General features: G+C 43.4%; 20 protein-coding genes. 12 read left to right on the plus strand and 8 right to left on the minus strand.

Annotation, left to right across the window (positions count from 1 at the left end; all coding sequences use genetic code 11):
- The first annotated feature begins 78 nt into the window (after positions 1-78).
- Positions 79-894: a purine-nucleoside phosphorylase gene (locus AC23N5_RS26495; RefSeq protein ID WP_183972884.1), complete on the plus strand. Its 816-nt coding sequence runs from the start codon at positions 79-81 to the stop codon at positions 892-894.
- 172 nt (positions 895-1,066) lie between these two features.
- On the opposite strand, the gene AC23N5_RS26500 is transcribed toward AC23N5_RS26495, so the two are convergent.
- On the minus strand, positions 1,067-3,466 hold the full coding sequence (locus AC23N5_RS26500) for an outer membrane beta-barrel protein (RefSeq protein ID WP_487757854.1): 2,400 nt from the start codon (positions 3,464-3,466) through the stop codon (positions 1,067-1,069).
- Positions 3,467-3,643: 177 nt separating this feature from the next.
- On the minus strand, positions 3,644-5,767 hold the full coding sequence (locus tag AC23N5_RS26505; protein WP_487757855.1) for a tetratricopeptide repeat protein: 2,124 nt from the start codon (positions 5,765-5,767) through the stop codon (positions 3,644-3,646).
- 60 nt (positions 5,768-5,827) lie between these two features.
- Between AC23N5_RS26505 and AC23N5_RS26510 the strand changes: the two genes are divergently transcribed.
- Genes AC23N5_RS26510 through AC23N5_RS26525 form a run of 4 tightly spaced genes read left to right on the plus strand, consistent with a single transcriptional unit; the run spans position 5,828 to position 8,997 of the window.
- A complete protein-coding gene (locus AC23N5_RS26510) occupies positions 5,828-6,574 on the plus strand; it encodes a tetratricopeptide repeat protein (protein ID WP_487757856.1) in 747 nt (248 codons plus the stop codon).
- 48 nt (positions 6,575-6,622) lie between these two features.
- Positions 6,623-7,564 carry a phosphoribosylaminoimidazolesuccinocarboxamide synthase gene (locus AC23N5_RS26515; protein ID WP_487757857.1) on the plus strand — a complete coding sequence of 314 codons (942 nt, stop codon included), beginning with the start codon at positions 6,623-6,625 and terminating at the stop codon, positions 7,562-7,564.
- Positions 7,565-7,615: 51 nt separating this feature from the next.
- A complete protein-coding gene (locus AC23N5_RS26520) occupies positions 7,616-8,044 on the plus strand; it encodes an STAS domain-containing protein (RefSeq protein ID WP_122930538.1) in 429 nt (142 codons plus the stop codon).
- The gene (locus AC23N5_RS26525) at positions 8,044-8,997 is read left to right on the plus strand and encodes a ribonuclease Z (protein ID WP_487757858.1); all 954 of its coding nucleotides are present in this window, start codon (positions 8,044-8,046) and stop codon (positions 8,995-8,997) included. Before AC23N5_RS26520 ends, AC23N5_RS26525 begins: the two co-directional genes overlap by 1 nt.
- Here the strand turns inward: AC23N5_RS26525 and AC23N5_RS26530 are convergent.
- From AC23N5_RS26530 to AC23N5_RS26540, 3 genes are all read right to left on the minus strand, one after another.
- On the minus strand, positions 8,945-9,550 hold the full coding sequence (locus AC23N5_RS26530; RefSeq protein WP_183972898.1) for a hypothetical protein: 606 nt from the start codon (positions 9,548-9,550) through the stop codon (positions 8,945-8,947). The two genes, AC23N5_RS26525 and AC23N5_RS26530, sit on opposite strands and share 53 nt — an antisense overlap.
- 211 nt (positions 9,551-9,761) lie before the next feature.
- The gene (thrS, locus tag AC23N5_RS26535) at positions 9,762-11,717 is read right to left on the minus strand and encodes a threonine--tRNA ligase (RefSeq protein WP_487757859.1); all 1,956 of its coding nucleotides are present in this window, start codon (positions 11,715-11,717) and stop codon (positions 9,762-9,764) included.
- Positions 11,718-11,848: 131 nt separating this feature from the next.
- Positions 11,849-13,096 (minus strand): tetratricopeptide repeat protein, encoded by a 1,248-nt coding sequence (locus AC23N5_RS26540; RefSeq protein ID WP_487757860.1) that lies wholly within the window; start codon positions 13,094-13,096, stop codon positions 11,849-11,851.
- 313 nt (positions 13,097-13,409) lie between these two features.
- Between AC23N5_RS26540 and dnaK the strand changes: the two genes are divergently transcribed.
- Together dnaK and AC23N5_RS26550 are read left to right on the plus strand one after the other, a co-directional pair.
- Positions 13,410-15,320 carry a molecular chaperone DnaK gene (dnaK, locus tag AC23N5_RS26545; RefSeq protein ID WP_028525504.1) on the plus strand — a complete coding sequence of 637 codons (1,911 nt, stop codon included), beginning with the start codon at positions 13,410-13,412 and terminating at the stop codon, positions 15,318-15,320.
- Between the two features lie 327 nt (positions 15,321-15,647).
- The gene (locus AC23N5_RS26550) at positions 15,648-16,925 is read left to right on the plus strand and encodes a Shedu immune nuclease family protein (RefSeq protein WP_487757861.1); all 1,278 of its coding nucleotides are present in this window, start codon (positions 15,648-15,650) and stop codon (positions 16,923-16,925) included.
- 214 nt (positions 16,926-17,139) lie between these two features.
- On the opposite strand, the gene AC23N5_RS26555 is transcribed toward AC23N5_RS26550, so the two are convergent.
- On the minus strand, positions 17,140-18,741 hold the full coding sequence (locus AC23N5_RS26555; protein ID WP_487757862.1) for a hypothetical protein: 1,602 nt from the start codon (positions 18,739-18,741) through the stop codon (positions 17,140-17,142).
- 457 nt (positions 18,742-19,198) lie between these two features.
- Between AC23N5_RS26555 and AC23N5_RS26560 the strand changes: the two genes are divergently transcribed.
- The 4 genes from AC23N5_RS26560 to AC23N5_RS26575 all read left to right on the plus strand — a co-directional run bounded on the left by AC23N5_RS26560 (position 19,199) and on the right by AC23N5_RS26575 (position 23,025).
- Entirely contained in the window at positions 19,199-19,642 is a 444-nt protein-coding gene (locus AC23N5_RS26560) for a hypothetical protein (RefSeq protein WP_487757863.1), read from the plus strand.
- A gap of 94 nt (positions 19,643-19,736) precedes the next feature.
- Positions 19,737-20,636, plus strand: coding sequence for a class A beta-lactamase, subclass A2 (gene bla, locus AC23N5_RS26565; protein ID WP_487757864.1), 900 nt, complete (start codon positions 19,737-19,739; stop codon positions 20,634-20,636).
- An 83-nt stretch (positions 20,637-20,719) separates the two neighbouring features.
- On the plus strand, positions 20,720-21,250 hold the full coding sequence (locus AC23N5_RS26570) for a gluconate 2-dehydrogenase subunit 3 family protein (protein WP_487757865.1): 531 nt from the start codon (positions 20,720-20,722) through the stop codon (positions 21,248-21,250).
- Positions 21,251-21,312: 62 nt separating this feature from the next.
- A complete protein-coding gene (locus AC23N5_RS26575; protein WP_487757866.1) occupies positions 21,313-23,025 on the plus strand; it encodes a GMC oxidoreductase in 1,713 nt (570 codons plus the stop codon).
- A 43-nt stretch (positions 23,026-23,068) separates the two neighbouring features.
- Here the strand turns inward: AC23N5_RS26575 and AC23N5_RS26580 are convergent, their stop codons facing one another.
- The gene (locus tag AC23N5_RS26580) at positions 23,069-24,046 is read right to left on the minus strand and encodes a 3-hydroxyacyl-CoA dehydrogenase family protein (protein WP_487757867.1); all 978 of its coding nucleotides are present in this window, start codon (positions 24,044-24,046) and stop codon (positions 23,069-23,071) included.
- A gap of 12 nt (positions 24,047-24,058) precedes the next feature.
- Positions 24,059-24,988, minus strand: a complete 930-nt coding sequence (locus tag AC23N5_RS26585; RefSeq protein WP_183972916.1) for a bile acid:sodium symporter family protein — start codon at positions 24,986-24,988, stop codon at positions 24,059-24,061.
- 203 nt (positions 24,989-25,191) lie between these two features.
- Between AC23N5_RS26585 and AC23N5_RS26590 the strand changes: the two genes are divergently transcribed.
- Positions 25,192-26,949: right-handed parallel beta-helix repeat-containing protein (locus tag AC23N5_RS26590; protein ID WP_487757868.1), on the plus strand; the 1,758-nt coding region annotated here is incomplete at its 3' end.

Genomic DNA, 26,949 nt, shown 5'->3' on the forward strand with positions numbered 1-26,949 from the left:
CCTGAGAAGGTATCGGCTTTTTTTGTAATCACAGAAATTTTATCGACCTTCACCCATCATTTATTTTTCATTTTACGCATGGAATTTTCACACATTCAAGAGGCCGTTGACTTTCTTAAAAACCAAACGCAGGATTTTCAACCTCAAGTGGGTATTATTTTAGGAACTGGCCTTGGTAGCCTCGTCGATGACATTACAATTCAAGCAAGTATTTCGTACGAGACTATCCCTCACTTCCCCGTATCTACCGTTGAGTCTCACAAAGGAAAACTATTGTTTGGAACCCTTTCGGGCAAAAAAGTCGTGTGTATGCAAGGTCGTTTTCATTATTACGAAGGATACTCGATGCAACAAGTGTCGTTTCCTGTTCGGGTGATGAAACTGTTGGGAATTGAGCAACTGATTGTTTCCAATGCCGCAGGAGGTCTGAACCCTGCCTACCAAACCAGCGATTTGATGCTGATTCAAGACCACATCAGTTTGTTTTTGCCAGAAAACCCGCTCCGTGGTACCAACCTCCACGAATTAGGCGACCGCTTCCCCGACATGAGCGAAGTTTATGATGCCTCCATGCTCGAAAAAGCGGCCCAAATTGCCGAATTACATCAAATTCGTGCGCACAAAGGTGTTTACGTGAGTGTGACAGGCCCACAACTCGAAACCCGTTCGGAATACCGACTGCTTCGCCAACTTGGTGCAGATGCCGTCGGCATGAGTACCGTTCCCGAAGTGATTGTGGCCCGCCACATGAATCTCCCCGTTTTTGGCATTTCGGTCATTACTGACATGTGCATTCCCGAAACTCTTGAAAAGGCCGAATTGAGCAAAATTTTAGCGGCCGCTTACCAAGCAGAGCCGCTTATGACATTGATTATTAAAGAATTGCTGAAGTAAGTGTTATTGGTTACTCGTTATTGGTTACTGGTTAATAGATAACGGTTAACCGATAACAGGTAACGGATAACGGTTAACAGATAACGGATAACGGATAACGGATAACGGTTAACAGATAACGGATAACAGGTAACGGTTAACAGATAACCAATAACAGCTAACGCATTTAAAACTAATTCACGCTTTTTTCCAAAGATTCGAAGTTCATCATATTCGTTCGCTCTTCTTTTTTACGAATCCCAAAATTATACACCAAGTTGAGTCCGAAACGACGCGTATCTCCCTGACGCATTCCCGAAGCCGTTACACTTCCTTGCTTCAACGTAAATTCATTTCGTAAGGTGTAAAAAATATCATTCATCGACATCGTTACGGTCATTTTTCGGTTAAAAAACCGTCGGTTGATGTTCATATTCAGCCCGCCAAAATTGCTCAACTCATAAAACTGCAACTGCCCGTTAAGTCGAACAAAGCCATTGAGACTTAGGGTTGAACGATTGTCTAGTTTGAGTTGATGAAAAGTAAAAATGGACCACGAACCGCGCTGAAAAGTTAAGGGTTTCCCTTCGTATAAGCCCTCATATTTGTTGTGATTGTACTGGGTTCCTACCACAAAAAAGTACTTACCCCCTGGTGGAATGGCTCCCATCAACCGAAAATAGGTTTCTTCGTTCTTGCCTAGATTATCGTAAGTACGAAACGCAACGCTTGGGTTTTTGGGGTCTTGGTAAACCACGTTGGTAAAAATATCGCTTGTATAATTTTTACCAATCGCAAAAATAGGCCGCTCTTCGACACTAATGTTGGCTTCGATGTTTTGGGTAAACTGCGGGCGCAGGGTCGGATTGCCAGTTTCAAACAAATACTGATCCAAATACCGCTGCGAAGGATTGAGGTATTCATAAACGGGGCGCGTAATTGAGCGCCGATAAACCAGGTAACCACGCATTTCATACCCCGCAATTTTGGCCAATCGACGACTTAAATACACATAAGGAAACACATCTGCCCTTTTCAATCGAAAAGAAGTATCGGTAGGAATCCGTTGGCGTCCGTCCATGGAAGTGGTTTCAAGCCGCACGCCTGCTTTCAACGTAAAAGCACTAAACGTTTTTGAACCTTGGACATACGCTGCGTTGATGTTTTCGTGATAATCGAATTGACGGGTACGAACCACATCGGCACGACGAATGGCTGAAATGACGTTAAAATACTTGGTATCATTCTCAAACCACTGAAAAGCTGTTTTCAACCCTGCTTCCACCACCAATTTTTGCGGAAAAAGGTATTTAAAGTCTGTACGGGCACTAAAAGCGTGGCGATTGTTGCCAATGTCTCCATCACCACTCGTACTAAAACGCGCGGGCAACAAATAATCAGTTGAAAAAAGTTGAGTACTTTGATTCGTTGAAAAACTATACGATGCCTCCGCCGTCACTTCCGACCCGAGCGTATCTATTTTGTACTTGGCCGATACATCTTGGTTAAATAGAAACGCTTTGGTTTTACTTGCTAACTGATTGACGTTTTCGACCACCAATTTATCGACACTTAGTCGCGTAATCTCATTGTGGTTCTCGGCCGACGAACGGTATTGGTTCCACGAGATGCGGTCGTCAAAGTTAAACTCCCATTTTTTGGAAGGGGTAAAGCCCATTCCAAAACCTGTATAAAAGGTCTGACTCGGGGTGGTGGTATAGGAACGCTGACGCAAGAGCGAATCTAAGGTAAACGGGCGGTCGGTTTCGACTTGGTCGTAGGAATTACGACGGTTGTAGTTCACCACGACGTACGATGTTTTTTTACCGTCGTTATTATTCACCGTCACGCCCAGTAGCTGATTTCCAAAGCGGCCTTGGTTCATACCTGCGTTCACGCTACCCGTCACCCCAATTTTTACCCCTTTTTTCAAAATCACGTTGACCACCCCTCCGCTGCCACTGGCGTCAAACCTTGCCGAGGGTGTTCGCAAAATTTCGATTTTGGCAATGCTGTTTGGTGGGAGATTTTTCAGCAAGGAGGCAATGTCGGCCGTACTGAGTTTTTGCTCACGGCCATTGATATAGACCGTGGCGGGCGTCGTACTGCTCAAATAAATGTTTCCGTCGGGATCCATAAAAACGCCAGGAATTTTTTCCATGACTTCCATTGCACTGGTGCTGCTGTTGGCCAAAGGCTCGGGATCAACAATTGTTTTATCATCCTCTTGTTGAATCAATGGTTTAGGCGCCGTGACCACCACTTCATTGAGGGTAGTTTTGTCGGCCTCCATCAAAAATGTAAAAGAAGATTGGTTCTCCGTAGGAGAAAGTAGTTTCCGAAAGGGCTTAAAACCAATGGAAGTGGCTTCCAACAGATACTGTTTCCCAAACGTCACCTTAAATTGAGCTGCACCCGCCGTGTCTGCTACCGCGTACATTTTTTTGGTAGAGTCGGCACGATCGGCCAAGCGAAGCGTTGCTCCGATGACCGCGGCCTTTGAACCATCTTGTAAGCGGATTTGGAGGTTTTGGGCAACTAGGCCGCAGAAAGGCATACAAAAAAAGAAAGAACAAAAAAGTTTACGATTCATAAATAACTGACAATTAGGCTGTTTGCTAATTATTGGTGTATAGTGATTAAAATTGACCCTACATAGTTACTCCTTTCGGGGCAACAAAGCCTATTTTCAATACTTAATTTCTAATTAAAAATCCCCGCCCATTCAAGGGCGGGGATTCTTCTATTTTCTAAAATAACGGTGATTCTATCACTGTTGTTGTTGCAACTGCGCCCTGATTTGGTTGGCAGCGGCGGTATTGCCTTGTCGTTCGTAAGCGATGGCCAAGTACTGCGCCGCATCGCGGTTGGTAGGATCTTGACTTAGTACCTCGTTCAACATAAATACCGCATTGTCATTTTGATTGAGGTTGATATACGCAATGGCCATGGTAGTCATCGCACCCAAATATTCAGGGAAAATTTCCAAGGCTTTTTGGCATTCCTGCAACGATTCATTAAACTTACCCACGTTCACGTACGCATTGGCCAAGTACAAGCGAACCACTTCGTTGTTGGGGTCAAGTTGACGGGCTTTTTCCAAATACGGAATAGACTCCGCAATTTTTCCTTGCTTAATCAACTGAATACCCATAAAATCGTCTTTGCTGATGCGTTTTATTACCAACCCAATCGTAGCACCGTTGACCTCAATCTTATGAATAGTCCCCGCAGGTGGAAATACCCCAGCATTTCGGAAGTGACTTGGGTTGAGGTGTCCCGTTAAAAACACACCATAATCCCAATCAAACTCAGAACGCTGATAATAACGGCGATAAGCCATTTTCAACTTGGGATAATCGGTAAAATAATCTTTCAAAGGCACAAAATAATCGCTGGCAATGACCACCGTATCTTTTTGTATGTTTGGAATATTTGTCTTCATCCAATCGGCGATTTCTCGGGTACTTACCCCAAAATAATCCGTTTCATAATTGGCAAATGCCCCTTTGGTACCCCCCGTCAATTCGTTGTAATAAGTATATTGGTAAGGATGGTTTTTAATCATAAACCACAAAGGCAACGCCACCAACACGGCCAATACTCCCGCGAGCGCTTTTTGCCCTACGCCTCCCAATCGACGGAAGAAATATTCAAAACCTACCGCCGTTAGCGCCAACAAAGGTGGGTAAATAAAGGTGGTATGGCGCCAGCCGTTGTAAAAGGCCGAATGTTTTGATACCCCATACAACCACGGAAAAAGCGCAACAAACAACACCAAAAACAAATAGCGCTGGTTGAAATACCGCCGCGCCAACGGAAAAGCAACCAAAAATACCAACACTCCCAGTAAGAAATACAAAGGCGTAGATACCATCATGTATTTAGGGACGTAGTACCAAGGAAGCGACGTTGAGTATATTTTTGTCCCTTCAAATAAGGTTTTTATACTAATAGGAAAATTAGTCAAGGTTTCTAAAGCCGTCAAGGGATTTTTTAAGGGATTAGCCAAGGCAAACGGCCAGAACAAAATACCGAGCAAATAGCCACCCAACGTCGCTACGCCCGTTTTGAGGGCCACATTTTTTAACACTGCACTGTCTCCAAACACAGCTTGACGCACTTGCTTGCGAAAAAGGACTTCGACCCCAACAAAAAATGGAACGTAGGCTACCAATGCCAACCCTGGTGCGCGACTTCCCAAACCGATACCAATACCTGCAATGGCCAACAGGGTTGTTTTCCACGAAGGTTGGGGAAGTTCTTGAATAAACTTAATCAATGCACAAATGGTCAGAATATAGCCAGCCGCAAAAGTGATGTCCTTCGGGTTGTTCATCGAATCGCCAAACAAACGCGGAGAGAAAAGCGCAAAAATCAAGGCCAACAGACCCGCGCGCCAATTTCCACCGAGTAACCGCCCCGTCAAGCCCGTTGCCACAAAAATAAGGACACCCATGAGCGAGAGTAACATGTGACGAATCAGGTAGGGATCGGCACCAGTGGTACGGTAAATGGCCGCCGAAATTAAATCAAGCGTAGGGCCATAACAATACATGACCTCTCCTCCGCGAGGCGCATAAGTAAGTGCTTCTTTTTTATCACCAAAACTGGTAAAATAATCCAAACACAGTTCACCATAGGCTTTGTTTCCCCATTCATCGGCCGTTATTCCGTACTGCGTACTAAGAATTGGCATACCAATGAGTAAAACTAAGGCCAATCCCCAAAAAATTTTACGAAAAAGTTCGTCCTTAATTGGGGGATTTACGGGCGTTTTTGCTTCTACTCCAGTGAAGCTTTCAGTCGATAAAACGGAAGAAGAATCTGATTCAACTTGCTGTTTCTGAGGTGTTTTTATGGGTTGAGGTACTCCTTTTTTAGATTTTGACATAACCGCTCAAATTGGAAAACGAATCAAATGTAAGGCGATATGTCCAATATCTCCAAAACTGTGCCAAAAATTAAAAAACGTTATCTTTGCACCGCCTTACTAGACCAACCACCGATGATTGAGTCGTTGCTTTTTTCATTACTGCTTTGGATTTGGGACAATCGTTCGTTTGACACGATTTCACGGAGTAACCGCGCAAAAATTGAGGGACAACAAGCCTACAACGAGAAAGACTATCAACATGCGCTTGAAGCCTATCAGAATGTTTCGACGGCTTCGCTTTTTGCCGAACCAGAATCTCGGCTCAATTTAGCACATACGTATTTTCAGTTGAAACAGCTTCGCAACGCCCAAAAATACTACGCCAAGCTCTCCTTGGTGTCTAATCCATTTTTGGCATCAAGGGCCTTGAACCAACTGGGGGTTATCGAAACCATGCAGAAGGATACGGCGCAGGCCTTGTTTTATTTTCGGCAAAGTTTACGGCTTAATCCCGACAATGATAAAGCGCAGTACAACTATGAACTACTGAAAAAACGCTATCATGGCAAAGAAAAAGAAGCCAAAGCACCTCCGCAGACGCCTCCCGACCTAGCTCCGAAAAAAAATGCACCCCAGCCCCAAACGGAGCAAGTGGCCAAACAAACGGAGGAGAAGAAAAATCTATTGAACCAGCTCAAAAATTTAAAAATGAGCGAAGAACAAGCCATGATTATTCTGGAATCTTTGAAAGCATCCGAAATTCAGTACTTACAACAACAACGCCACCGAACGACCGCCAACGACGACACCAAAGGGAAGTGGTAGTATATATACTATATAAGGTAGAAAAATCCACCAAAAACTACGCATAGCGTGCAAACTCTCACTCAAACCAATTTTCAGTTTCCCAACCAAACGGGATTTTACCGCGGCAAAGTCCGTGATGTATATAGTTTTGAAAACTGCGTGGTCATGATTGCCAGCGACCGAATTTCGGCTTTTGACGTCATTTTACCCCGCGCTATTCCGTTCAAAGGGCAAGTGTTGAACCAAATTGCGGAGCATTTTCTGCGGGCAACAGCCGACATCATCCCTAATTGGCTTCTTGAGGTTCCCGACCCCAACGCCAGCCTTGGCAAAAAATGCGAAACCTATCCAGTAGAAATGGTCGTTCGCGGTTATTTGGCGGGTCATGCCGCGCGGGAGTACAAAGCGGGCAAACGTACGTTGTGCGGAGTAACGCTTCCTGAAGGTTTGAAAGAAAACGACAAACTTCCAACGCCCATCATTACACCCACCACCAAAGCCCACGAAGGCCACGACGAAGATATTTCGCGCGAAGATATTCTTGCCAAAGGCATTGTGTCGGAAGCAGAATATACCCAACTCGAAAAATACGCCTTAGCGCTATTTGCCCGTGGCACCGAAATGGCCGCGCAACAAGGGTTGATTCTGGTGGATACCAAATACGAGTTTGGATCTAACAACGGCACCATTTACCTCATCGACGAGGTACATACGCCCGATTCGTCTCGATATTTCTACGCTGATGTATATGAAGAAAACCAACAAAAAGGGATTCAACAAAAGCAACTTTCCAAAGAGTTTGTTCGCGAATGGCTGATTGCCAACGGCTTTCAGGGTAAAGAAGGCCAAGTAGTTCCCGAAATGTCAGACGAATGGATTCTTCAAATTTCGGCGCGTTACATTGAACTTTACGAAAAAGTAACGGGAAAACCCTTTGTAAAGTCAGAATCACAAGATATTTTGGGTCGGATTGAAGAAAATGTTACGCGTTCGCTAACTTTGTCTTAATCGTTCACTCAACGAGCTTACCTATTTTTAGTTTTTATTCGTTATAGACTTATGACACATACCATTCAAAAACACGAACAATACGCCCTAGTTAATATTCACGAGTCTGCCTTTGACGATGCCATGGCGGCTGAGTTAGAAACCGTCGCTCGTGGACTGTTTCGTGAAGGGTTCCATAACTTGATTCTCAATTTTGCCACAGCAACGAGTATTACCTCAGCGGGAATCAGCATTCTCAAAAAAATCAACATGCTTTGTTCACGTGAACTTGGGTTGATGGTTTTGGTCTCTGACAACGACGACTTTGTGGATTTGCTCATCGACGGCAAAATACGCGACGTCACCATTCTCCCAAGCGTAGAAGAAGGCATCGACGCCGTATTTATGAATGACTTGGAAAATGAGTTCAGCGCCGAAAGTGATGATTTCAACGACGACGACATGGACGAGGACGGTTATACCCAGAGCGAAAAACCGTAATGCCATTCTCTGTACTTATCTTGGGGGCTGGCTCAGCTACCCCCACCCTCAACCGCCACCCTTCTTCGCAGTTACTCACCTACGAAAGTGACCACTTTCTGATTGACTGCGGAGAAGGTACGCAGTTTCGCCTGCTCGACTACAAAGTACGTCCTGGCCGACTCAAGGGAATTTTTATTAGTCATTTACACGGAGATCATTACTTCGGGTTGATTGGTTTGTTGTCGAGTCTCAACCTCGGTGGGCGTACCGACGATTTGTTGTTGTTTGGCCCCCAAGGGCTGGACGAAGTACTCACGCTCCAGTTTAAGTACTCTCAGACGCCGTTGCAGTTTCGGATTATTTTTACGCAGACCAACACAACTACCTCTACGCTTCTTTACGAACATCCGTGTTTCACCGTCTTTACCATTCCATTGAGTCACCGCATTCCTTGTGCTGGATTTTTGTTTCAAGAAAAACCCCACAAACGCAAACTCATTAAAGAGAAAATTACGGACGGGATTCCGTTTGACTATTTACGTCAACTCAAAAACGGGGAAGACATTTACGACGAAGGTGGCAACCTCCTCTACAGTGTAGCCGAATATACCTTGCCAGCTCCGCCACCCCGCAGTTATGCCTATTGTTCGGACACCCGCTACGACGAGGCAATTATTCCCATCATTCGTGGGGCTTCGCTTTTGTACCACGAAGCTACTTTTCAAAATGATTTGGCACACCAAGCCTCGGCACGTTTTCACGCGACCGCCAGTGAAGCCGCGACCATTGCAAAAAAAGCCAACGTGGGCAAATTACTGATTGGGCATTTTTCGTCGCGCTACAAAGAAGTGGATTCGTTTTTAACCGAAGCACAAGCCGTTTTCCCCAATTCACACATAGCCGAAGAAGGCACGACTTTTAATATACTTTCAGTACCTTCAGCTGATGCTTCCCTCCTACCCGATACTTAGGAAAACTAGCCCTGGCACATAAAATTCCCAACGAAGCGATTCCTCCCGCGATTAAGGCAGTTTTGGGATCAAATTGAACCAAAAAATCGACCCCACCCTTTGTAATAAAAGTATCTGTCAATAACAAAACGCCCCCTGCCAGAGGCAACATGACCGCGCCTTGGGTAACAAAAGGAATGTTTCGACTAAGCCTGATTTTATGAACATCAGCAATCAGGACTTCCGTATGTTCATACTCTCCCAAGATGTCGTTGTACGTAGAATACGTAAAAGAGCTATCCGAAACCGCCACGATGGTTTGTTTGCTTCTTTTCCGTTTATTTTTGGTTGAAAATATCAGTTCATCTCCCACAAAAAAACGGTGCCGACGAATTTTGCCCATTCGATACACATCCAGCACTAAGTACCTTCCACCATCTTTGGTAAAGGTAGAACGGTATTGGGGATTTTGTTTTAGAAACAACTCATTCGCATCAAGCGTTTGTTGCGGTTGGGCATAGGCACATCCCATACTAGCGATAAAAAGTAAAATTAGGTAGATTGTTTTTCGCATGGCTATTTCAGTAGTGAGGAATGATTTAGAACATTTTATAATGTAACGCAAGAATCCTTCATTTCAGTACTAAAGTACTCATCTTACGAAACAAATGTCATTAGAATTTAATTAGTTTTTCGCGAGACTCAACCTTTAGCACAAAAAAAGAGCCTCTAAACCCAGAAGGGCAAGAAGCTCTTTTTTTGTGGTACTTTTACCAACGGCTATTTTAAGAACCAAACGTGGCGATTGTTCCTTGCACTTCTGACTTAAAGTGAGCGATAAATTCTTCCAAAGGCATTTGACCCAAATCGCCTTGGCCTTTGCGACGTACCGACACTTTGCGTTCTTCTTGTTCTTTTTCTCCGACAATCAACATGTACGGCAATTTGTTCACTTCCGCGTCGCGGATTTTACGACCAATTTTTTCATCGCGGTGATCCACGTACCCACGAATGTCGGCTTCCTGCAACTGCAAGAACACATCGTTGGCAAAATCTTGGTATTTCTCCGAAATTGGCAATACCGCAATTTGATCAGGCGACAACCAAAGTGGGAAGTTGCCCGCCGTGTTTTCAATCAAAATGGCGATAAAACGCTCCAACGAACCAAACGGCGCGCGGTGAATCATCACGGGGCGGTGCTTTCCTCCGTCAGAACCCATGTATTCGAGCTCAAAACGCTGTGGCAACTGATAATCTACTTGGATAGTCCCCAACTGCCATTTACGTCCCAACGCATCTTTTACCATGAAGTCGAGCTTAGGGCCGTAGAAGGCTGCCTCGCCCAATTCGGTCACGGTATTCAACCCTTTCTCGGCTGCCGCTTCGATGATGGCGCTTTCCGCTTTGTTCCAATCGTCGTCGCTACCAAAATACTTTTCTGGTTTTTCGGGATCACGCAACGAAATTTGGGCACTGTAATTTTCAAAACCTAACGAACGGAAAACGTATTGAACCAAATCAATCACCCGCTTAAATTCGTCCTTCACTTGGTCGGCCCGACAGAAAATGTGGGCATCGTCTTGGGTAAAGCCCCGTACGCGCGTAAGTCCGTGCAACTCACCGCTTTGTTCGTAACGATAAACCGTTCCAAATTCTGCCAATCGCAATGGCAATTCGCGGTACGAGCGCGGACGAGACTTATAAATTTCGCAGTGGTGCGGGCAGTTCATTGGTTTCAGCATGAACTCCTCGCCTTCTTCGGGCGTATGAATCGGCTGGAACGAATCCTTTCCGTATTTTTCCCAGTGTCCTGACGTAATGTACAATTGTTTACCCCCAATGTGCGGCGTAACAACGGGCGAATAACCCGCCCGTACTTGCGCCCGACGCAAGAAACTTTCCAGACGCTCGCGCAACAACGCCCCCTTCGGCAACCACAACGGCAACCCTTGTCCTACTTTTTCGGAGAACGTAAAGAGTTCTAGTTCTTTCCCCAACTTACGGTGGTCGCGTTTTTTGGCTTCTTCCAATAAGTGGATGTATTCGTCTAGTTCTTTTTGTTTCGGGAACGTCACGGCATATACCCGCGTCAGCATCGGACGTTTTTCATCGCCGCGCCAGTAGGCACCTGCCACGTTCATGATTTTGGCGGCTTTGATAAAACCAGTATTAGGGATGTGCGGTCCACGACACAAGTCGGTAAAGCTACCTTGTTCGTAAAACGTAATTTGGCCATCCTCCAATCCGTCAATCAATTCCAGCTTATATTCGTCGTTCTTTTCGGTGAAATACGTAATGGCGTCGGCCTTGCTGACTTCGCTGCGCTTGTAGTCATTTTTTTGACGCGCCAACTCCAGCATTTTGTCTTCCACTTTTTTGAAATCATCTTGCGAAAACGTTTTTCCTCCCAAGTCGATGTCATAGTAGAAACCTGTTTCAATGGCTGGACCAATTCCGAATTTGGTTCCTGGATACAACGCTTCGATGGCTTCGGCCAACAAGTGCGCCGACGAGTGCCAGAAAGTGGCTTTCCCTTCGGTATCGTTCCAGGTCAACAATTGGACGTTAGCATCCGACGTAATGGGGCGCGTTGCGTCCCAAACTTGTCCATTTACTTTGGCAGCCAGCACATTACGTGCGAGCCCTTCGCTGATACTCAGCGCGATGTCCATGCTGGACACACCTGCGGCATACTTACGAATGCTACCGTCAGGCAAGGTAATGTTAATTTGTTCAGACATTTTGTTAAATTGTTTGGAGATACAATCCACGTCCTCAGTGGCGAACGATTAAACGACAACCATCTACTACTTGTACTACACGGATTGCTTGGGCGCAAAATTGGGCTTTTTTCTGAATTTTGCCAACCTCTCTACGGTTTGATTTTGAAGTTTCGACTGGTATCTGCCTTTGTTTTCAATTGAAGGTTCGGGGTTAGCACCTCGATTTGCACCCGCGACGGATCCAATGCCTTTTCGGGAGCAGTTGTTTCATCCTCGGCCTCCGCCACGGCTTCGGGCGCCGCAGGCGGCAACGTCCCGTAGGTTTCTAAGTACATTTTACGTTGTTGGGCGCGGTACAACCGCCCCTTGGAGCGCCAATCGGTTGGGTCTTGCTCGGCGGCAAGGCTGTATTGTTCGATAGAACCGTCCAAATTTCCAACGCGGTCATAGGCGGTACCTAATAAGAAATGTATTTGCGGGTATTTGGGATTGAAACGCTGCACTTTTTGAAAACTCTTGATGGCTTGCGGAATACTGTTCCATTTTAAATAAATAATACCCGCGTAAAAATCAGCTATGTAATTAGTAGAATCAAATACAATGGCTTTTCGATAACTAATCAAAGCACTGTCCAGCCGTTTTTGGGTGAAATACATCTCACCTCGGGCATAATGCAACTGTGATTCCTTCGGGAAGTACTTTAAGCCAATTCTGTTGATTTCCCTCGCCTGATCGTATTCTCTCAAGCGGGTATGAATGGTCGTAAGCTCCACGTAAGCAGGCAGAAAGCGCGGCTTTAAGTCCAAAGCCCGCTGCATCAACGCAACCCCCGAAAGCGTGTCACCCTGTCGGGCATCGAGCAGTCCCGTGTAAAAATACGCCTCTCCGTCGTAGGGAGCCATTTGGAGTGCCTTTGCTAAATACAATTTTGCTTGTCGAAACTGGCGTTTTTGTTGGGTCAAATCCCCCAACAATACGTATAATTCAGGCGTATCTTGTTGCAAAACTTCCGCCCGTCGGGCAGAGGCCAACGCTTCGTCATATTTTTTTAATTGGCGCAATACCCTAGCTCGGGTCAACAGAAATAGTCCATTGCTGGGGCTGATGTCAAGGGCTTCTTCAATGTCTTCGAGTGCACGGTCATACTCACGCAGCGCCACGTAAAGCTCGGCGCGTTTGTGATAATTAGCGGCCGAACGGGGGCTTCTTCGGATGACGGTGGTTAAGTACTCAATTCCGACTTTGATGCGGTGCGTGGCATCATCGGTCGGCAGTGGTGGGATACGGGTACTTTGACGGGTATCACTAGAACACCCAACTACGCTCAAAAAAGCTACACTCAAGCAAAAAAATGACAGAATCCCTTTCAAAATCTTCGGTTCGGATAATTGTGCCACAAATTTCGAGAAAGTTTTGGGTAAATCCACCATCCTTGCCCGAATAACGGCTGTCAAAACTGCCTATTTTTCCCAACGCCGCTTGACAAAACAAGACGATGTGACGGGCAGCCTAATCCTTACGTTATGCCTTTTTTCGCGATTTGACGCAAAGCGGCGCATTTTCTGCCAAATTGTCATTTTTAGCTTTTAAAATTTTCACTGGCACACTCGTTGTACATATTAGCCCCGTAAGAGGGGTGCAACAGCCAAAAGCCCTCCCTCTTTAAATCTGTTAAACGAGCTTAAAAAGCTCACTTAAAATTTACTACTAATGGGAAAAATAATTGGAATTGACTTAGGCACTACTAACTCGTGTGTGGCCGTAATGGAAGGGAACGAACCCGTCGTAATTGCCAACAGCGAAGGTGCTCGCACCACCCCTTCGGTGGTAGCGTTTATGGACAACGGAAACGGCGAACGCAAAGTAGGTGCTCCTGCAAAACGTCAAGCCATTACCAATCCTCACAATACCATCTCTTCTATCAAGCGTTTCATGGGTAAGCGCTTCACAGAAGTAGGAAGCGAACTCAAGACCGTTGCATATACTGTCGAACAAGGAGCTAACAACACACCTCGTGTGCGTATCGGTGAGCATCTGTTTACACCTCAACAAATTTCGGCGCACATTTTGACAAAAATGAAGCAAACCGCCGAAGATTACCTCGGACAAACAGTAACCGAAGCCGTGATTACGGTGCCTGCTTACTTCAACGATGCCGAACGCCAAGCAACCAAAGAGGCGGGTATCATCGCTGGCTTGGACGTAAAACGTATCATCAACGAGCCTACCGCAGCGGCTTTGGCCTACGGATTGGACAAACAAGGAAAAGACATCAAAATCGCCGTTTTTGACTTAGGTGGTGGTACGTTCGACGTATCTATCCTTGAATTAGGTGATGGCGTATTTGAGGTAAAATCAACCGACGGTGATACGCACCTTGGGGGTGATGACTTTGACCAAGTAATCATCGACTGGTTGGCCGACGAATTTAAGAAAGACGAAGGCATCGACCTCCGTCAAGATGCAATGGCGCTTCAACGTTTGAAAGAAGCGGCTGAAAAAGCTAAAATTGAGTTGTCAAGCTCAACGCAGTCAGAAATCAACCTACCTTATATATTCCCAGTGAACGGTATTCCAAAACACTTGGTACGTTCATTGACAAAAGCGAAGTTTGAGCAGTTGGCCGACAGCTTGTTCCAACGCATGATGGAACCTTGCAAGCGTGCCATGAACAACTCGGGTCTTCGTATTTCGGACATCGATGAAGTGATTCTTGTGGGTGGTTCAACCCGTATTCCACGCGTTCAGGAAGAAGTAGAGAAATTCTTTGGCAAAAAACCTTCTAAAAACGTAAACCCTGACGAAGCAGTAGCTATCGGAGCTGCCGTACAAGGTGGGGTTTTGACGGGTGAAGTAAAAGACGTACTCTTACTTGACGTAATTCCATTGTCATTGGGTATCGAAACTTTGGGTGGTGTTTTCACCAAACTGATTGAAGCAAACACAACCATCCCAAGCAAAAAATCAGAAACGTTCTCGACGGCTTCTGACAACCAGCCTTCGGTAGAATTGCACGTGTTGCAGGGTGAGCGCCCAATGGCCTCTCAAAACCGTACCCTCGGCCGTTTCCACCTCGACGGTATTCCACCAGCCCCACGCGGTGTGCCACAAGTCGAAGTAACGTTTGACGTGGACGCCAACGGTATCTTGAACGTAACGGCAAAAGATAAAGGAACGGGTAAAGAGCAAAAAATCCGCATCGAGGCATCAAGCGGTCTTTCAGACGCTGAAATCCAACGGATGCGTGAAGAAGCCAAAGCCAACGAAGCCGCTGATAAAGCTGCCCGCGAAGAAATCGAGAAAGTGAACCAAGCTGACTCAATGATTTTCAGCACGGAGAAGCAGTTGAAGGAATACGGTGACAAACTTTCGGCAGGAAACAAATCGGCCATCGAAGGGGCTTTGGAAGAACTCCGTACCGCACACAGCAGCCGCAATGCTGCCGCTATCGACGCCGCCATGACCAAAATCACCGAAGCTTGGAACGCCGCTTCGCAAGAAATCTACGCCGCAGGTGCTGACGCAGGTGCGCCACAAGACCCATCGGCAGGCGCTGGTCAACAAGCCAACGCTGGCAACGGCCAAGAAGGTGAGTTTGTCAACTTTGAAGAAGTGAAGTAATTTTTTTAGTCGATAGTCCACGGACAATGGTCCACGGTCGGACGATAGTCAGACCGCCCACAGCTATCAAGGATTATAAATGCAAAACAGCCCTGCCGCGAGGTGGGGCTGTTTTTTTGTTGGGGTGTGGGAGGGGTTTTACCGTTTACTAACTATTTTTGGGAAAATCATTGTCATTCAATATTATTGTAAGCGTTGATAATAAAGGGCAAACACATCCTACTTCACTATAAACATTAAATAATCAGGTGTTCATAGTGAAATACTATTTCATCTAATAACAAGTTGGAACGAGAACAAAAATTACAATTCTACTCACAATAACCTATGGAAAATGCTTCTTTTGACACTTTTTCAGTTGATACTACTGGATTGCCTACTTTAGACATAAAAGCAACTATAGATGATGTAATCATTGAGATTAATACTCAGCAAGCTACTAAAAATCCTAATTTTAACTTAATTCATTCAGCATATATAAGAAAAGGGTTAAGAGCGTATAAACTTGCCATAATTTATGAAATCAAAAGTAGAAATGATGGAGAGTTTAAGCACTTTACACTAGATATTTATGATGTTCAAAGCAGAAAAAACAAAGGTTGGTTTTTTAACATTGAAAATAAATTTACGTTATCTAATAAAAATGATGAAATTGATAATTTATATAAATTATTAGAAGTTTTCATTAAAGGAAATAAACCAACTATAGAAGGAGATTATGTCATTGTGAGTAAATCTTCATTGAATACTTTATCAGTAGTTAATCATAATCCAAATGAAATAATTGAGACAGTTCTTGAAGACAGTAATATCTTAAATAGCCTATTTGAAAAAGGGGGAGAAGACCTTGTAAGATATTGGTCAAAAGTGGCATCTAAAAAAGATTCTTTACTACTAATTTCAGAACTATTTTCTATTTTAAAAAGCAATACTGAAGAAGATAAATTAGAACTTCTTTCCTTGATTAAGGGTTTAAACTTGAATAAAAATGACATTAATATTATCTCTGGACGAAAAGAAAATTTAATAGTCTTTCAGCGTGAATTAAATGAATTTTCGCAGTGGAAGGAAACTGATTGGCAAGTATTTTTTGAGCATAACAACTGGATTTTTGGATATGGATTAAATTATCGCTTCTTTAAAATTCTACAACGAGAAGCCCATGTTTCAAATACCAATTTGACAAGCAATAACGACAGTACAACCGACTTCTTAGTTGGTGATAATAACTTTACAGCAATCGTTGAACTTAAAAGGCCCGACACACAATTATTTGAAAAAGATATTAATAGAGCTGGCAGTTGGCAATTATCTAAAGACCTGACTTTTGCTGTATCTCAAATTCTGGAACAAAAAGCTTCTTGGATTCTCAAAAGTGAAAGTTCACAGTATAACAGTTCTGGTCAATTAATTACACAAAAAACCTTTGACCCTAAAACAATATTAGTTATAGGTCATTCTGAACAGTTTTCTGGTACAGATCAAAATAGTAGAATTAAAGCAAAGACATTTGAACTTTACAGAAGAAACTCAAAAGATATAGAAATACTTACTTATGATGAACTACTTAACCGAGCAACATTTATAGTAAATGATTCTGAGTGAACCGTAGTCTGTAATGTAAAACCGTGGCCTCGTGTCTCCATATGCCACTTACAACACCCTCCCAATAAACAAGTGCCAACTCTGTTGCCTTTTCTACTTCCAAATAGGCGATTTTAGACCTCTAAGGAGTGACAGAAGTGGGTATTTTCTACAACCACGACGACTAATTACAAGAGGTTACCTCGAAACTCACACTGACAGGAATCTTAACTCTCTATAAATCAATTTCGTCCAAGTAATCACTCCATAAAATCGAATAGTTACCCATGACATCTGTACTATTTGGAAAAGCAATTGGTGTCTCAATAGATTTTGTGCTGTTTAGTCTGAGTGAACAAACTTGAATTCCTTTAGTTTTAGAGATTCGTGATTCCCTTACCCTTACATTATCACTATATATTTGTACGGTCACAAATTTTGCAGGTAGTAGCCATAAAGTTGAAAAAATACCTTTATCTGCCTTTGCATTTTTTACTACTTCTTTGATTATTGATTTATAATTTCTCTTTACATACAATTGTATATCTTCAATTTTTGTTGAGTCCAAAATAACCTTTCCTTCAACTACATTAAAACACTTTTTAGAGTGAATATTGGTAGAGATTATTTCATACTTTCTTCTAAATTTCTTATAAAAATGTTTGAAGTAGATAGGAATTAATAATTGAGCAATATATCTCATAGTATTAATTCTTCTAAGAATATTCCAAGAATCAGGCTTTGAAAAAAATAGCAATTCTAAGTTTTGAAAATACGCTTTTTGTATATAATCTACCAGTTGAGGATTCGGGTGCGTTAAACTGATTTCACGAACTTTTTTAGCATCAATTACTGCAAGCCCACTCAACTTATTTTGCAATTGTAGACTTATTATATCATATTTATTTGTAAGTTCCGCTGCTAAAATACCTGTATGGAAGATATTGATGCGTAAAGTGGTTAAATCTCTAAACTCTGTCTCAACGAAGATATTTATGTGTTTTTTATCTTGGATAGTACTTTCTAAATACCCCTTAATATTCCATTTAGGAGCAGAAGTACTTGCTACCACCTCTTGAAGCATTATAGAGTTGGGAATATTGATATTTTGTTCATTTAGATAGTCTTTATTTATTAAATAAAATGTCTTTAAAGCAAAACAAAACCCGTTTAAAACATCTAATAAATCATCAAAAATACCAACAATTTGTCTATTTTCTTTCACTATTATTTCATTCCTAGCAATAAAATTTATTCGATCTTCTAAATATTCCACTTTGCCATGTCCAATGCCATTTCTAATAGTATTATTGTATAAGCGTTTGTATTTTTTAAATCTCTCAAAGTTAGTTGGCAGAAATTTCAACTCCTCAACTATATTAAAAATATCTAATTTATCAGTACTTACCCCTCTATCATTTCTTGAAAAAAAGGCTACTATATATAAGAACTCGCACAAAGGACTTTCCCATAGCTTCAATAAGTTAAATAATATATTTTCTTGAATAAAATGAGAGAGATAAAATTCTTTTGGCAAAGCAACATTATGAATTTCCCGACTATTTACCGACTCGAGATTTGTAATAGCTAAACTTATCTTTTCTTCTCGCTCAACCAATAACCTATTCAAGGTGTGCGAACAATCAGATTTTAATATATTCAAAAAATACAAAAAATCGCTAAAAGCCTCTTTATTGTAATATCTTTGTGGAGTAGCTTTATAATAATCCTCAAAGGATATAATATGTTGAATTGATGTTAAAAAAGGGAAGCGATTTACAACGTTATTCCTTTTTTGTTTGTATATCTCTTCTGTCAAAGGATTTTGAAATGGCATTTTATAATAGTTTAGTCATCCAAAAAAATGCGTTAATATCCATATTCTCTGTCTAGCAACACTTTCGCAAATTATAATTAACCAGAATTTCGGGGTGTTACATAGATTAATAAACAGCGTATTTATAACAAGTTAAATGACAATTCAGTTGCTTTTTGTGTTTCTCAGTAGGCAGCCGTAGACCTCTACGAGGTAACAAAATTAACATATTATCTTATTCTCTCTCCGTTTTTTAGCGCGTTCCCTCGTTATATAGAGTTTTCGCAAAGTGAGTGCCTAATTAGCTCTTCTCCTTTGGATATTCCTAACTACTATGGTTTATCGGATGTTGGAATATTACGTCATGTTAAGTCGCAAATACGAATTACCCGTTCATCAATATGCCATCTACCTAGGCACAAGCAAAGTGAGAATGGCAACTGAGCTACAAAGTATCAATCTAACTTTCAAATACAACTTGCTTGAAATCAAAGCCATAGACTACAATTTGTTTCTCAAATCGAACAAGCCCGAAGAAATTGTGTTGGCTATTTTGGCCAATTTTGACGGAGAAATGCCCGAAAATGCTTTGAAAAATATAATCCAACGCCTTGACGAAACTACAAATGGAGAATTCTCGTTTAAAAAGTATTTCAATCAATTGCGAGTGTTAGCACAACTTCGTAAATTGGAATCAAAATTAAAAGATATTGTCATGGATAGCATTGCGAAATATATAGATGAAAAAAGAGATGTTGCCTATTTGATTGGGCAAGATAAAGCACGAGAACAGGAACAAACAAAGTTTGTTACAAACTTGCTTGAAAAATTGAGCCTTACTGTTGAACAAATTGCTGACATCACAGGTGTCTCAGTCGAATTCGTAAAAAATATCAAACAAAAACTTAGTAGCGATAGGTAGCTCGCTCGTCATATTACTAAATTTCCTTTAATTTTGAATCTCATTTTTCCTGCCTAGTTTCGTGGCGTTGTTCAAGTTGACCCACTCACAAACTATGCAGACCTCCTTTTTACGCCTCTTATTTCTCCTTTTTGCCACTTTTTCACTCACTACCTCGGCCCAGCTTCCCGATTTGAAGAAAAAAATTAGCCAAATCGTCGCGGGCAAAAAAGTAAAAGTCGGCGTCGCCATCTTGGGACCTACTCCCACTGATACGTTGTCCTTTTACGGAAATGGCCGTTTTCCGATGCAAAGCGTTTTTAAATTACACATTGGACTGGCGATGTTGTCGGAAGTGGACAAGGGTAAGTTTAAGTTAAACCAACCCATCAAGGTCGAAAAAGCTGACCTTATCCCTGATTTGTACAGTCCCCTCCGCGATGCGTATCCCAACGGCGGCGACATCGAGCTTTCCAGAATCATTGAATACACCGTAGCTGAAAGCGACAATGTCGGCTGCGAATTGCTCCTCAAATTACTCGGTGGTCCACAGGCCGTCGAACAATACCTGCTGGGTCGTGGTTTTAAGAACGTATCCATTAAAATCAACGAACAAGTGATGCAAAAAAACTGGGAGTTACAATACCAAAACTGGACTACCCCCAAAGCAGCCAATGACCTATTGGCGGCCTATTATTTTAATTCACGAAAATTGCTTTCATCCAAAAGCCATGAATTTTTGTGGTCGGTGATGAAAGGAACAAAAACGGGCAAAAATCGGCTAAGAAGTCAGCTTCCCGCCGAAACGGTGCTCGCTCACAAAACAGGTTCGTCGGGCACCAACGCCGAAGGACTAACCGCCGCTGTCAATGACATTGGGGTACTTTTCCTTCCCTCGGGCAGTCCTGTCTTCATCAGTGTATTTGTCACCAATTCCACCGAAAGCGAAGCCACCAATGAAAAAATCATTGCCGATATTGGAAAGGCTACGTGGGATTATTTCACAAAAAAATAACCCTTGCTGATTGTTTTCGCACAGACCAATAGTAAGATATTCCTACCTTATACTTTATAAATACAAAACCACCCGATACAAACATGAACCGTAGAGATGCTATACAGCAGGTTGCTCTCCTTTTAGGGGGCATGATCTCCGCACCCGCAATGGCTGGAGTGCTCGGAGAAAAAACGAATTTCGGCGAAAGCGTTCCTGTAAGTGCAGAGCAAGAAGCTTTTCTTTCTGAATTAGCCGATGTCATTATCCCAACTACTTCTACCCCAGGTGCCAAAGCCGCTGGTGTAGAGAAATTTATCGTGCGTGTCATGCGCGATTGTTTCCCCAAAGAAGACCAAGAGAAGTTCTATGCAGGGCTTACCAAATTGAACACCGACAGCCGTTCTTCATTTGGAAAAAGTTTTGTTGAACTCGACGCCGCTCAAAAAATTCAGGCTGTTAAATCACTCACTACCAGCGATAAAGCGTTTTTCTTGCGCATGAAAGAGTTGACCGTGACAGGGTATTTCACATCAGAGATTGGGGCTACAAAAGCACTTGAGTATTTACCAATTCCTGGACGTTTTGAAGGATGTGTTCCGCTGAAACCAGGACAAAAAGCCTGGGCACTTTAATTCGAGCAATGCCGAACTGATACGTTCATTTATCTATCCAGTAGTTTCAAATTTAGATTCCAATGTATTTAAACATAGATGCACAAAAAGAAATGACCTACGACGCAATCGTTGTGGGCTCGGGAGTGAGCGGTGGCTGGGCTGCCAAAGAACTCACCGAAAAAGGATTACGCGTTTTGATGCTCGAAAAAGGGCATAAATTAGACCACGTAACGGGCTACGAAAATGCCATGAAAGACCCTTGGCAAACCAAATACAACGGTCGCCTCACGGTAGAGCAAAAAGAAACGCACCCAAAATTGAGTCGCGATTATCCGTACAACGAGATGTCGGAAAAGTATTGGATGAACGACTCTGATTCATTGTACAAAGAAGTGAAACGCTTTGACTGGTACCGTCCCAACATTGTAGGGGGAAAATCCATCATGTGGGGGCGTCAATCGTACCGTTTGAGTGATATTGATTTTGAAGCCAACCTCAAAGACGGCATTGCCGTTGACTGGCCGATTCGCTACAAAGACATTGCACCTTGGTATAGTTACGTAGAAAAAATCGCGGGGATTTCGGGAGAAAAACTAGGACTGCCTCAGCTTCCTGACAGCGAATTTCTACCTCCAATGGAAATGTATTGCGTTGAAAAAGAAGTTCGTAAACGCATTGAAAAAGATTTCCCTGGCCGTACGATGACCATCGGTCGCGTAGCGAACTTAACCAAACCTTCGCAGTTTATGGTTGACAACGGACGTGCTGCTTGTCAATACCGTAACAAATGCGCCTTGGGTTGTCCGTTTGGCGCGTATTTCAGTACCCAATCGTGTACGTTGCCTTTGGCCGCAAAAACGGGTAAATTAACCCTGCGCCCTGACTCGGTTGTCACCAACTTGATTTACGACGAAAACAAGAAAAAAGCGACGGGCGTACGCGTGGTTGACGCCGTAACGCTTGAGGAACGTATCTTCAACGCCAACTTGATTTTTGTTTGCGGTTCAGCACTTGGCACAACGGCCGTATTGCTAAATTCAACTTCAAATCGTTTCCCTACAGGTTTTGGAAACGACAGCGGCGAACTAGGACACAACTTGATGGATCACCACTTCCGCACGGGAGCGAGTGGAACGTGGGAAGGTGATGCCGATAAATATTATTTCGGTCGCCGCGCCAACGGTATCTACGTGCCACGTTACCGCAACATTGGCAACGACAAACGTGATTACCTACGCGGATTTGGCTACCAAGGAGGCGGAAGCCGTGCGAGTTGGCAACGCAACGTCGCCGAATTGAGTTTTGGCGCTGACTTCAAAGAGGAATTGACCAAACCAGGACCTTGGAGCATGGGCTTAGGTGGTTTCGGAGAAACCTTGCCTTACCACGAAAACCGCATGTACCTCGACCCGAAAGAAAAAGATAAGTGGGGAATGCCACTGGTCGTATTTGACGCCGAACTCAAAGAAAACGAGAAAAAGATGCGCGTCGATATGGCCAATGACGCCGCCGAAATGCTTGAAAAAGCGGGGGTGAAAAACGTGAAGTCGTACGACCGTGGTTCGTGGTTAGGAATGGCGATTCACGAAATGGGTACTGCTCGTATGGGCCGCGACCCTAAAACATCGGTCTTGAATGGCAACAACCAAGTACACGCTTGCAAAAACGTTTTCGTTACCGACGGTGCTTGTATGGTGTCAGCTTCGTGCGTCAACCCATCACTTACTTACATGGCACTGACGGCCCGCGCCGTTGACTTCGCCGTGAAGGAACGCAAAAAAGGAAATATCTAAAAAATAAAAATACCCCGACTCAAGTATGAATCGGGGTATTTTTTTATCCATTTTGTTCCATTTTCTTTTTGATAACGTCGGCTGGATAACGCAAAGCTAACGCTCGAATTTCGTAGCTAAACTCCTCAAAGGTTTTTTTCCACAAAAGCGCTTCCTCTTCGGAATAAGGATAAAAACCGTGTGCATTGGCCACCCCTTTCCCTCCTTCTTTTACAATATCATCGATTAACTTCGGCACCTCGGTGGATGTACTGAGGGTTGGAAATAAATCTTTCATCACGGTATGGTAGGCGGGAACGCCCGTCAAATCCATCCACCGAAACGGCCCTACCAACGTCATCCAATAACCCGCATTATTTCGACAGGCACGGTCCACATCTTCTACGGTCGCGTAGCCATTTTCCACCAAATGAAACGCTTCACGGTAAAGCGCATACATCAAGCGGTTGGTAATAAACCCACGAATATCCTTGCGAACCAAGGTAGGCTCTTTTCCCCAATTTTGGGAAACTTCGTACAACCACTCTCCTTTTGACACATCACTCAACTCCCCACAAATTACTTCCAAAAAACGGGTTGTGTGCGAAGGTTCCGCCCAGTGAAGTCCCAAAAATCGCTCAGGATGAGCCACTTCTTTTTGCAAAATACTGATGGGAATCGCCGACGTATTGCTCGTTATAATCGCTTCTTTTGAGACAACAGCCTCAATTTTCTCATAGACCGATTTTTTTATGGGCAAACTTTCGAGCGTACATTCAATGACCAACGCACAATCGGCCAGCAAGTGGTAGTCTTCCGTAATCGTTAATTGAGCAAAAAAGTGCTCGGGCGCAAAAGTAGTCAATCCTTCCGCTTGCGATTTTTGAAGGTGTTCATGAATACGCGGTTGGGCAGTTGGGACATCCAAAGGCAAGGGAGCTACTGCTACTACTTTATGTCCTGCCATTAGCAAACAAGTAGTAATGCTGCACCCCATAAGCCCTAGTCCAACTACCCCTACTGAAATAGCTGATGTGGTCATGGTTAGGTTTTATTATGCGTTGTTTTTACTCCAATAAAATGCAATCGACGTTCCTGCCAAGATATGCCAAATACTCCACCAACCTGCGATAATGGCCATTCCACCCAAAGGTAAATCCACAGGAAATACGGCGGGATTGAACAATAAGGCCAGTCCAAGCCCCGAATTATGAATTCCCGTTTCGATGCTGAGCGTTCTGCGGTTTTGTTTTGAAAGCCCAAAGACGGCGCCCATTCCGTAGCCCGTAGCCATTGCGAGTGTATTTTGCAGCAAAACCACCACAAACACGAAACCAATGTGGTTTAAGAAAATAGCTAGGTTTTGGGTAAAGGCAATGACTACTAACGCCACAAAAAATAACAAAGACAACACCTGAAATGGTTTGAGCAAAAACAAAGCAACTTTGGGTAAATAATAAGAACATAGCATTCCTAAAATCATTGGTAAGCCAAGAATCATAGATACCGACTTGAGCAACTCTCGCCAATCGAGCGACAACGGCCGTACCAACGAGCTACTTTGAGCGTACAAGTTTCCCCAAAAAGTAAAATTGAATGGTGTCATAACGACCGCCAACATCGTACTTATGGCCGTCAGGCTCACTGCCAACGCTACATTTCCCTTGGCAAGCGAAGTAATAAAATTGGAAATATTTCCCCCTGGGCAAGCCGCTACCAAAATCATCCCTAGCGCCACCCCTACCGTAATGTTATCGCCCAACGCCATGACCAACAAAAATGTAGCCGCAGGCATCACCACTGCCTGACTAAGAACTCCAGCCAGTAACTGACGTGGATGCTGAAGCAGTGTTTGGAAATGATGCGGCTTGATGTCAAGCGCCACCCCAAACATCATGAGGCCAAGGGCAATATTAACCACCGCCGAACTTTCGGCAGAAAAATTGAGGCGAATGTAATCCAGAGCCGCCAGTGATTCTTTCATGAAAAGGAGGTAAAGTAATAGGTTGGTTTGAAAAAAAAGCAAGATACAGGATTCAACCTAAAACCAGATACCTCTTCACCAAAAATTGACGCTTGATAAATTGTTAAGCAAAAACATTCCTCCAATGTTGACTTCAACTAATAAAATTTTCAATTTACAACTAAAATCTACTCTTCGTCTTTTCATTTTAAATCGAATAGCCAATGAAACGCTTCCTTTTCATTTTTGTAGCACTTATATCGGTAAGCCGCCTTCAAGCGCAGCGTATTTTTTACGTTTCCCCAAGCGGGAACGATGCCTCCGCTACCCCCACCAATATCAATACACCTTGGCGAACGTTTGCAAAAGCGTGTAGTACTGCCACCGCTGGCGACAAAGTTTATTTTAGAGGAGGTACTTATAACGAAACCTACATCAACTTCCCCAATTCAGGCAACGCTAATCAGTACATCGAATTTCTTAACTATGCCAACGAAGAACCCATTTTTGATGGCAATGCCGCGGCAGCTTATTTTGTGCTTATTAGTAGCAAAAACTACGTCAGAATCAAGGGATTTCATTTTAAAAATCTAACGGGGAGTGCCTGGGGAATCAAGATAGAAGGAACGTCCCATCACCTCGAACTAAAGAAGTGTAAATTCAGCCAATTCTACGCCTCCCCCAACGCAGGCTTCAACCCCTTCGTAGTTTGTGGAAGCCACTCAACCACCTCAATCAATGCCATTGTCGTCGATAGTTGTTCGATTTTTGATTGCCGTACGGGAGTAAGCGAAGCATTAACTTTTGTCGGTAATGTCGATGGTTTCCTTGCCAGTAATAACCATATCAATAACACTGGAAATATTGGAATTGTAGCCGCAGGGTATTACAACTGGTGTAACAATTCCGCCTCCAACTCCCAAGCGCGCAACGGAATCATTCGGGGCAATCTGGTAGAAAACTGCAAAAGCCCAATCGCCTTGGCCGCAGGCATTTATGTCGATGGCGGAAAGAACATTGTGGTTGAACAAAATACCTGCCGAAACGGTCAACGGGGATTTCAAATCAATTGCGAAAACCAATTTAGTGTCGTCAACGCTGCCGCCGAAAAGGTAATCATTCGCAACAACCTGGCTTACAACAATTCACGAGGAGGAATTGGCTTAGGCGGTTGTAAAGAAACTTCGTGGTGTAAAAATGGACGCATCAAAGATTGTTGGATAATCAATAATACCTGCGTCAACAATTATAACAGTTCAGTACTAGAGCCTTCTGAAACATCGCCCCAAGATTACGGCGAACTTAATTTGGACTACTCAGAAAACTGCACCATCCGAAACAATATTTTTTACTCCTCCATCAGCGGGCGTTCTAAACTCTTGAATAGCTGGCAACCCGCCGCTCAATTTGTCATTGGGCTGAGCGCTGACTACAACATTTGGCACTCTACTTTTACCAATAATCCCCACTTTATGTTTGAAAAACGCGATAGTTATGGACTCCAAAATTTTAAAACCAACGAATCCAAAGACCAAAACTCTCGTTCGTCCAATCCCCTTTTTCAGGACGTGGCTAGTGCTAATTTCCGACTTAGTTCAGAATCATCCCCCGCGTACGACTTCAGCGACCTTTCCTCCATTGCCACTGACTCCGCAGGCAGCAAAGATTTAGCGGGGAAAACACGGGTTAAAAATTTTCGTCCCGACGCAGGTGCTTATGAATACCAATGCCCTTCCAATGACATTGTCATCGATATTCCACTGACTTACAAAACATATCTTTTTGAAACAAACGGTAGAATAATCGTCAACAAATCCGTGAACCCAGCGGTAAAAGTGGTTTTCAACGCCAAGAAGTCTGTCCTTTTCCAAAATGGGGCTATTTTGCCCTCTACGACCAAAATAGGGATCAAAACCAAAATTTGTGGAGCAACTTGGATTAAGCATATAACTGCGTTAGCCGATAAAGGAAAAATTCCACAT

It is taken from the genome of Runella sp. R5_40 (assembly GCF_057652295.1).

Bases quoted from the DNA above. Each gene is read 5' to 3' on its own strand.
- AC23N5_RS26495 (WP_183972884.1), top strand. From the start codon at position 79: ATGGAATTTTCACACATTCAAGAGGCCGTTGACTTTCTTAAAAACCAA.
- AC23N5_RS26500 (WP_487757854.1), bottom strand. From the start codon at position 3,466: ATGAATCGTAAACTTTTTTGTTCTTTCTTTTTTTGTATGCCTTTCTGC.
- AC23N5_RS26505 (WP_487757855.1), bottom strand. From the start codon at position 5,767: ATGTCAAAATCTAAAAAAGGAGTACCTCAACCCATAAAAACACCTCAG.
- AC23N5_RS26520 (WP_122930538.1), top strand. From the start codon at position 7,616: ATGACACATACCATTCAAAAACACGAACAATACGCCCTAGTTAATATT.
- AC23N5_RS26525 (WP_487757858.1), top strand. From the start codon at position 8,044: ATGCCATTCTCTGTACTTATCTTGGGGGCTGGCTCAGCTACCCCCACC.
- AC23N5_RS26530 (WP_183972898.1), bottom strand. From the start codon at position 9,550: ATGCGAAAAACAATCTACCTAATTTTACTTTTTATCGCTAGTATGGGA.
- thrS (WP_487757859.1), bottom strand. From the start codon at position 11,717: ATGTCTGAACAAATTAACATTACCTTGCCTGACGGTAGCATTCGTAAG.
- dnaK (WP_028525504.1), top strand. From the start codon at position 13,410: ATGGGAAAAATAATTGGAATTGACTTAGGCACTACTAACTCGTGTGTG.
- AC23N5_RS26550 (WP_487757861.1), top strand. From the start codon at position 15,648: ATGGAAAATGCTTCTTTTGACACTTTTTCAGTTGATACTACTGGATTG.
- AC23N5_RS26555 (WP_487757862.1), bottom strand. From the start codon at position 18,741: ATGCCATTTCAAAATCCTTTGACAGAAGAGATATACAAACAAAAAAGG.
- bla (WP_487757864.1), top strand. From the start codon at position 19,737: ATGCAGACCTCCTTTTTACGCCTCTTATTTCTCCTTTTTGCCACTTTT.
- AC23N5_RS26570 (WP_487757865.1), top strand. From the start codon at position 20,720: ATGAACCGTAGAGATGCTATACAGCAGGTTGCTCTCCTTTTAGGGGGC.
- AC23N5_RS26575 (WP_487757866.1), top strand. From the start codon at position 21,313: ATGTATTTAAACATAGATGCACAAAAAGAAATGACCTACGACGCAATC.
- AC23N5_RS26580 (WP_487757867.1), bottom strand. From the start codon at position 24,046: ATGACCACATCAGCTATTTCAGTAGGGGTAGTTGGACTAGGGCTTATG.
- AC23N5_RS26585 (WP_183972916.1), bottom strand. From the start codon at position 24,988: ATGAAAGAATCACTGGCGGCTCTGGATTACATTCGCCTCAATTTTTCT.